Genomic DNA, 7,956 nt, shown 5'->3' on the forward strand with positions numbered 1-7,956 from the left:
CAGCATTGATGAGGTGTGAATTGAATAAGTGGCTGTTTCCTGCCGTGACGGCGCTGGTGGTGCTCCAGGGTTGCTCCAGCGTGCAGCGTGGCAACATCCCGGTAGTGGACTCGAGCACCCGGGTGTCCAACAGTGAGCGTGTCCAGGCCCAGCGTTCGGCTGCGGGCATGAGCAACGGCACCGCGCAGGCGCAGTCGCTGCCCGAGGACTCCGGGGTGACCGTGATGATTCCGCAAGGCGCTGGTGCCGCCGGCATCCAGACCTTCCCGGCGGGCAGTGGCGCGGCACCGATCAGCACCGGCCCAATCACGCCGGGGCCGGTGAGCTCGGGGCCGGTTACTTCGGCACCGATGACGACCAACCCCAACCCGATCGCCGGCGAACCCTTCGATATCGCCTCGATGAACAGCGCGCCGGCTGCGTCCAGCGCGCCGACCGGCATTCCACGCAGCAATGCGGCTTCTGGTGGCCTGTCGGCCGATGAGCAGCTCGACGGCCCGGTGCTGGCGTTGCTGACCACCGCCCAGTCGCAGCAGGGCAGCGGTGACTACAATGGTGCCGCCTCGAGCCTGGAACGTGCCCAGCGCATCGCCCCGCGCGAGCCGCAGGTACTGTTCCGCCTGGCCCAGGTGCGCCTGTCGCAAGGCGACGCGCCACAGGCCGAGCAGTTGGCCCGTCGTGCGCTGACCTACGCCAACGGTCGCCCCGATCTGCAGGCCGAGCTGTGGAACACTATCGCCCAGGCCCGCGAGAAGCAGGGTGACAGCGCCGGTGCCGCCCTGGCGCGGCAGAAAGCGCGGGTCAACTCGTGATGGTCGAGCAGCGCATTCTCGATATCGCCGATCACCTGCTGCTCATCGAGCGTGAGCTGCAGGTGCAGGGTTGGTGGGATGACGAGCCGCCCAGTGACGAAGCGCTGGCCAGTACCGTACCGTTCGCTGTCGACACGCTCAGCTTCGAGCAGTGGCTGCAATGGATCTTCCTGCCACGCATGAAGATCATCATCGAGCTCGGTCACCCGCTGCCCAATGCCTCGAGCATCCTGGTAATGGCGGAAACCGTGTTCACCGATCGTCCGGAAGAAAGCCGCGAGCTGCGCCGTCTGTTGGCAGCATTCGATCAATTGATCGCTCCTTCCGCCTGATTTCTTCAGTTTTTCCTTCAAGGGCCGCAGATTGTGGCCCTTTTTTATGGAAATCTTATTTTTTCTGCTGCTGACTCGGTTTTTAGTGGTGGCAGGAATTCATCTTGGGGAAAAATTGGCAATAATTTTTCTTGACTTGTCGGCGCCAAATCACAAGAATCCAGATTCCGCTGTAGAGGGACTGCCAGAAGCAGACCCGCTAAGCAGATCATGAGGCGCACACCCGCGCCGCCTGTTACACCCCGCAACGCGTTACCTCGCGCTGGGTGGGAAAACCCCGCAACACTCTGGGGGGCTCCCAATACTTGCTCAGTCAGTGCTGAACGTTCGCTCATGCTCTGCTTGGCAGTAAACCTATTAAGACCCGTCCACTAGGGACGGTATTCTGGCGTTTTAGAGGTGAACAACGTGGAGCTTTTATCTGGCGCTGAGATGGTCGTCCGCTTCTTGCGTGACGAAGGCGTTAAGCACATCTACGGGTACCCTGGTGGTGCTCTCCTTCATGTTTACGACGCACTGTTCAAAGAACCGGAAGTGGAACACATCCTGGTTCGCCACGAGCAGGCGGCAACCCATATGGCGGACGGCTACGCCCGCGCCACCGGCAAGGCCGGTGTGGTGCTGGTAACCTCCGGCCCGGGCGCGACCAATGCCATTACCGGCATTGCCACCGCCTACATGGACTCGATTCCGATGGTCATCCTGTCCGGCCAGGTGCCTAGCACCATGGTAGGTACCGATGCCTTCCAGGAAACCGACATGATCGGTATCTCGCGGCCGATCGTGAAGCACAGCTTCATGATCAAGAACCCGACCGAGATCCCTGAAGTACTCAAGAAAGCCTTCTACCTGGCGCAATCCGGTCGCCCAGGCCCGGTCGTGGTCGACATTCCAAAAGATATGACCAACCCGGCCGAGAAGTTCGAGTACGTCTATCCGAAGAAGGTCAAGCTGCGTTCCTACAGCCCGGCTGTACGTGGTCACTCCGGCCAGATCCGCAAGGCTGCCGAGATGCTCCTGGCCGCCAAGCGTCCGATCGTCTACGCCGGCGGCGGCGTGATCCTCGGCGGTGGCTCCGAAGCGCTGACCGAAATCGCCAAGTCGCTGAACCTGCCAGTCACCAACACCCTGATGGGGCTGGGTGGCTTCCCGGGCACCGACCGCCAGTTCCTCGGCATGCTCGGCATGCACGGCAGCTTCACCGCCAACATGGCGATGCACAATGCCGACGTGATCTTCGCTGTCGGTGCGCGTTTCGACGACCGCGTGGTCAACGGCCCGGCCAAGTTCTGCCCGAACGCCAAGATCATCCATGTCGACATCGACCCGGCGTCGATCTCCAAGATGATCAAGGCCGACGTGCCGATCGTCGGCCCGGTCGACAGCGTGCTCAGCGAAATGCTCGGCATCCTCAAGGAAATCGGCGAGCAGCCTGACAAGGCGGCGCTGGATGCCTGGTGGAAGCAGATCGACGAATGGCGTGGCAATGGCGAGTTGTTCCCTTACGACAAGGGCGACGGCAACGTCATCAAGCCGCAGAAGGTCATCGAGACGCTGTGCGAAGTGACCCATGGCGATGCCTTCGTCACCTCCGACGTTGGCCAGCACCAGATGTTCGCGGCGCAGTACTACCGCTTCAACAAGCCGAACCGCTGGATCAACTCCGGTGGCCTGGGCACCATGGGCTTCGGCTTCCCGGCGGCGATGGGCGTCAAGCTCAACTTCCCGGACCAGGACGTGGCCTGCGTGACCGGCGAAGGCAGTATCCAGATGAACATCCAGGAGCTGTCCACCTGCATGCAGTACGGCCTGCCGGTGAAGATCGTCAACCTGAACAACGGTGTGCTGGGCATGGTCCGCCAATGGCAGGACATGGCCTACAACGGTCGTCACTCGCACTCGTACGTCGAGTCGCTGCCTGACTTCATCAAACTGGCCGAGGCCTATGGCCATGTGGGTATCCGCATCACCAGCCTGAAAGACCTCAAGCCGAAGCTGGAAGAAGCGTTTGCGATGAAGGACCGCCTGGTGTTCATCGACATCGCGGTCGACCGCAGCGAGCACGTCTATCCGATGCAGATCAAGGATGGCTCGATGCGTGACATGTGGCTGAGCAAGACGGAGCGTACCTGATATGCGGCACATCATTTCCCTGCTGCTGGAAAACGAACCCGGTGCTCTGTCCCGTGTGGTCGGCCTGTTCTCCCAGCGCAACTACAACATTGAAAGCCTGACCGTGGCGCCGACCGAAGACCCGACCCTGTCGCGTCTGACGCTGACCACCGTTGGCCATGACGAAGTGATCGAACAGATCACCAAGAACCTGAACAAGCTGGTCGAAGTGGTGAAACTCGTCGACCTGTCGGAAAGCGCTCACATCGAGCGTGAACTGATGCTGGTGAAGGTCAAGGCCACCGGTGCCCAGCGCGCCGAGATCAAGCGCACCACGGACATCTTCCGTGGCCAGATCGTCGATGTGACCGCCAGCGTGTACACCGTGCAGCTGAGCGGCACCAGCGACAAACTGGACAGCTTCATCCAGGCGATCGGCACCGCATCGATTCTCGAAACCGTGCGCAGCGGCGTTACCGGCATTGCCCGTGGCGACAAAGTGCTCAGCATCTAAATTCAAAAATTAGCGATGGCTCCGCAGGGGCCGAGATATAACCAGGGGTATTTTCATGAAAGTTTTCTACGATAAAGACTGCGACCTTTCCATCATCCAGGGTAAGAAAGTCGCCATCATCGGTTACGGCTCCCAGGGCCACGCTCAGGCGTGCAACCTGAAGGACTCCGGTGTAGACGTTACCGTCGGTCTGCGTAAAGGTTCGGCTACCGTTGCCAAGGCTGAAGCCCACGGCCTGAAAGTGGCCGACGTGGCTACCGCCGTCGCTGCTGCCGACCTGGTCATGATCCTGACTCCGGACGAGTTCCAGGGCCAGCTGTACAAGAACGAGATCGAGCCGAACATCAAGAAGGGCGCCACCCTGGCCTTCTCCCACGGCTTCTCGATCCACTACAACCAGGTTGTCCCGCGTGCCGACCTCGACGTGATCATGATCGCGCCGAAAGCCCCGGGCCACACCGTTCGCTCCGAGTTCGTCAAGGGCGGCGGCATCCCTGACCTGATCGCTATCTACCAGGACGCTTCGGGCAACGCCAAGAACGTCGCTCTGTCCTACGCCGCTGGCGTCGGTGGCGGCCGTACCGGCATCATCGAAACCACCTTCAAGGACGAGACCGAAACCGACCTGTTCGGTGAGCAGGCTGTTCTGTGCGGCGGTACCGTCGAGCTGGTCAAAGCCGGTTTCGAAACCCTGGTCGAAGCTGGCTACGCGCCGGAAATGGCCTACTTCGAGTGCCTGCACGAGCTGAAGCTGATCGTTGACCTCATGTACGAAGGCGGCATCGCCAACATGAACTACTCGATCTCCAACAACGCCGAGTACGGTGAGTACGTCACCGGTCCGGAAGTCATCAACGAAGAATCCCGCAAGGCCATGCGCAACGCTCTGAAGCGCATCCAGGACGGTGAGTACGCGAAGATGTTCATCTCCGAAGGTGCTACCAACTACCCATCGATGACCGCCAAGCGCCGCAACAACGCTGCTCACGGCATCGAAATCATCGGCGAGCAACTGCGTTCGATGATGCCGTGGATCTCGGCTAACAAAATCGTCGACAAGACCAAGAACTGAGTCTTATCGAAAGATGAAAAACGCGGCTTCGGCCGCGTTTTTTCGTTCTGGCAGTCAGCTTCTGGTATAAAGCAGACCAGTGGCCCGCCGTCAGAACCTGTTTCGCGGGCCCGTGTCGAACATTTTCCATCCTGTTGCAAGGTACCCTCCATGAGCGAACGTCCCGAAGAGCCGAACAAGCCCTCCGACGCCGAAAGCCTGCTACCTGTCGATGAGCACGTTGAAGAAGGGCATGACGCCGAAGGGCGCAAGGTGCGCCATCGCGGCATCTATCTGCTGCCCAACCTGTTCACCACCGCCAACCTGTTTGCCGGTTTCTATTCCATCATCAGCTCGATGAGTGCGCAGAGCGCTGGCGACCCGCGCGAGGCGAGCAAGTATTTCGCCTTCGCCGCCATTGCGATCTTCGTGGCCATGGTGCTCGACGGCCTCGATGGCCGTGTGGCGCGCATGACCAATACCCAGAGTGCCTTCGGTGCCGAGTACGACTCGCTGTCGGACATGGTCGCCTTCGGCGTGGCCCCGGCCTTGCTGGCCTTCGGCTGGGCGCTGGGTGACATGGGCAAGGTCGGCTGGATGGTCGCCTTCATCTATGTGGCCGGTGCGGCGCTGCGCCTGGCGCGTTTCAATACCCAGGTGGGCACCGCCGACAAGCGCTACTTCATCGGCCTGGCCAGCCCGGCCGCCGCCGGTGTGGTCGCCGGTACCGTCTGGGCGTTCAGCGACTACGGCATCCAGGGCTCCAAGCTGTCGTTCCTGGTGGCGCTGCTGGTTGCCGCGGCCGGCATGCTGATGGTCAGCAACATCAAGTACAACAGCTTCAAGGAGCTGGACCTCAAGGGGCGTGTGCCGTTCGTGGCCATCCTCGCAGTGGTGCTGGTGTTTGCCGTGGTATTCAGCGATCCGCCGCGCATCCTGCTGCTGATCTTCCTCGCCTACGCGGCATCGGGGCCGATCCAGTTCCTGCTGCGGGCACGCCGGCGCAAAGCGTGAAAATCGCTTAACGTTGGAATAACCCTCCGGCTCCATAGTCATACTGGTACATCCGTTATCCAGTGCTGTGGAGCCGACCATGCTCATCAAGCTTCCCAGGTCTTCCGATTGCAAGGCAACGGAGATCACCCCCGAAGGCATCTACCTTTCCCGTCGTACCCTGCTTGGCGGCTCACTGGCTGGCCTGGCACTGGGCGCCTTGCCCGGTGGTGTGGGCGCGGCTGAAGTCTCGCGCTATGCCGATGTGGCCCCCGGTGCCGCGCCGGGCTGGTTCAGCGACAAGCTTGGCGCTACCCACTGGCAGGCAGTGACGGTCAAGGACGAGGCGATCACGCCTTTCAAGGATGCCACCCACTACAACAACTTCTATGAGTTCGGGCCTGACAAAGGTGACCCGGCCGCCAATGGCGACAGCCTGAAGACCGAGCCCTGGTCGGTAGTGGTGGATGGTGAGGTAGGCAAGCCGGGGCGCTATGCACTGGAGGATTTCGTCAAACCCTATCAGCTTGAAGAGCGCATCTACCGGCTGCGTTGCGTCGAGGCCTGGTCGATGGTCATTCCCTGGCTGGGCTTTCCCTTGGCAGAGGTGCTCAAACAGGTCGAGCCGACTTCGAAGGCGCGCTATGTGCGGTTCGAGACGCTGAAGGATCCTCAGCATATGCCCGGGCAGCGCTCCGGCTTTGCCTTGATCGATTGGCCATATAAAGAAGGCCTGCGCCTGGATGAGGCGATGCACCCGCTGGCGATTCTGGCCGTAGGTATGTATGGCCGGGAGTTGCCCAACCAGAATGGTGCACCGTTACGTCTGGTCGTGCCCTGGAAGTACGGTTTCAAGAGCATCAAGTCAATCGTGCGCATCAGCCTGGTGGCCGAGCAGCCGGGGACTACCTGGCAGGGGCTGGCACCCGATGAGTATGGCTTCTATGCCAATGTCAACCCGACCGTTGACCATCCGCGCTGGACTCAGGCCCGCGAGCGGCGCTTGCCCAGCGGGCTGTTCAGTCCGAATGTGCGACAGACACAGATGTTCAATGGCTATGCCGATGAAGTGGCGTCGCTGTATACCGGGCTCGATCTGCGGAAGAACTATTGATGCGCTATCCCTGGTTTCGGCTGGCCATCTTCCTTGTGGGGTGCCTGTTCCCTGCGTGGTGGCTGTATGAAGCGGCGATGAACCTGCTGGGGCCGGATCCCGGGAAGATCATCATGGATCGGCTGGGGCTGGGGGCATTGACCTTCCTGCTGGTTACTCTGTGCATGACGCCGCTGCAGAAGCTGTCGGGGTGGTCGGGCTGGATCGTCGTGCGCCGGCAGCTGGGCTTGTGGGTGTTTGCCTATATCGTGCTGCACATCCTGGCGTACCTGTTCTTTATTCTGGGGCTGGACTGGGGGCAGTTGGCGGTGGAGCTGCGCAAGCGGCCCTACATTATTGTCGGTGCGCTCGGGTTTCTCGGGTTGCTGGTTCTGGCGGTTACCTCGAACCGGTATAGCCAGCGGCGGCTGGGGGCTCGCTGGAAGAAACTGCACAGGCTGGTGTATGGGGTGCTTGGCTTGGGGTTGCTGCATTTCTTGTGGATCGTCCGCTCGGACCTCAGGGAGTGGGCGATCTATGCATTTGTTGGGGTGGTGCTGATGGTGTTGCGGGTTCCTGTGGTGTCGCGGGTATTGCCCAAGGTTGCCAGGAGGCAGGGGAGGGCGGTTTGACAGGGCGGTGAATCACCTTCGCCTGGAATATTTCAAATAAATGAAATTAGAGGTTGACGGCCTTTCGAATCCCCTTATAATGCGCCCCACTTCCAGCGACATCGGAACGACAAACTCCTTGATATTCAATGAGTTAGGTGGTTAAGGTAGTGTTGGAGGCGCTTCGGTCGAATGATCGACAGCGGTTGAGATGAAGGTTGACAGCGGTTTTAAACGCTGTATTATTCGCCTCCCGCTACGAGAGATCGCAGCGAGTCAAGTGTTTGAAGCTAAACGAGTTTCTCGCAAAAAACTTCAAAATAAACGCTTGACAGCAAATGAGGAAAGCGTAGAATGCGCGCCTCGGTTGAGACGAAAAGCTCTTAACCAAACGCTCTTTAACAAATCGAATCAAGCAATTCGTGTGGGTGCTTGTGA

Annotated in this window: 9 protein-coding genes; all 9 read left to right on the top strand. The window is 60.2% G+C overall.

The window, feature by feature from the left end; translation table 11 throughout:
* The first annotated feature begins 8 nt into the window (after nt 1-8).
* Nucleotides 9-812 carry a tetratricopeptide repeat protein gene (locus CAF78_RS25665; protein ID WP_085677239.1) on the top strand — a complete coding sequence of 268 codons (804 nt, stop codon included), beginning with the start codon at nt 9-11 and terminating at the stop codon, nt 810-812.
* A complete protein-coding gene (locus tag CAF78_RS25670; RefSeq protein WP_085677240.1) occupies nt 812-1,144 on the top strand; it encodes a YqcC family protein in 333 nt (110 codons plus the stop codon). The genes CAF78_RS25665 and CAF78_RS25670 overlap by 1 nt, the downstream gene beginning before the upstream one ends.
* A 408-nt stretch (nt 1,145-1,552) precedes the next feature.
* Nucleotides 1,553-3,277 (top strand): acetolactate synthase 3 large subunit, encoded by a 1,725-nt coding sequence (locus CAF78_RS25675; RefSeq protein ID WP_085677250.1) that lies wholly within the window; start codon nt 1,553-1,555, stop codon nt 3,275-3,277.
* Between the two features lies 1 nt (nt 3,278).
* On the top strand, nt 3,279-3,770 hold the full coding sequence (gene ilvN, locus CAF78_RS25680; RefSeq protein WP_003250040.1) for an acetolactate synthase small subunit: 492 nt from the start codon (nt 3,279-3,281) through the stop codon (nt 3,768-3,770).
* Nucleotides 3,771-3,825: 55 nt separating this feature from the next.
* Nucleotides 3,826-4,842: a ketol-acid reductoisomerase gene (gene ilvC / locus CAF78_RS25685; RefSeq protein ID WP_027917653.1), complete on the top strand. Its 1,017-nt coding sequence runs from the start codon at nt 3,826-3,828 to the stop codon at nt 4,840-4,842.
* 150 nt (nt 4,843-4,992) lie between these two features.
* A complete protein-coding gene (gene pssA, locus CAF78_RS25690; RefSeq protein WP_085677241.1) occupies nt 4,993-5,835 on the top strand; it encodes a CDP-diacylglycerol--serine O-phosphatidyltransferase in 843 nt (280 codons plus the stop codon).
* A 79-nt stretch (nt 5,836-5,914) separates the two neighbouring features.
* Entirely contained in the window at nt 5,915-6,928 is a 1,014-nt protein-coding gene (msrP, locus tag CAF78_RS25695; protein WP_085677242.1) for a protein-methionine-sulfoxide reductase catalytic subunit MsrP, read from the top strand.
* Nucleotides 6,928-7,539, top strand: coding sequence for a protein-methionine-sulfoxide reductase heme-binding subunit MsrQ (msrQ, locus tag CAF78_RS25700; RefSeq protein WP_085677243.1), 612 nt, complete (start codon nt 6,928-6,930; stop codon nt 7,537-7,539). Before msrP ends, msrQ begins: the two co-directional genes overlap by 1 nt.
* A gap of 190 nt (nt 7,540-7,729) precedes the next feature.
* Nucleotides 7,730-7,956: hypothetical protein (locus CAF78_RS28665; protein ID WP_218189784.1), on the top strand; the 227-nt coding region annotated here is incomplete at its 3' end.

This window comes from Pseudomonas sp. R28(2017), from assembly GCF_002112505.1.
In the GTDB taxonomy this organism is placed as follows: Bacteria; Pseudomonadota; Gammaproteobacteria; order Pseudomonadales; family Pseudomonadaceae; genus Aquipseudomonas.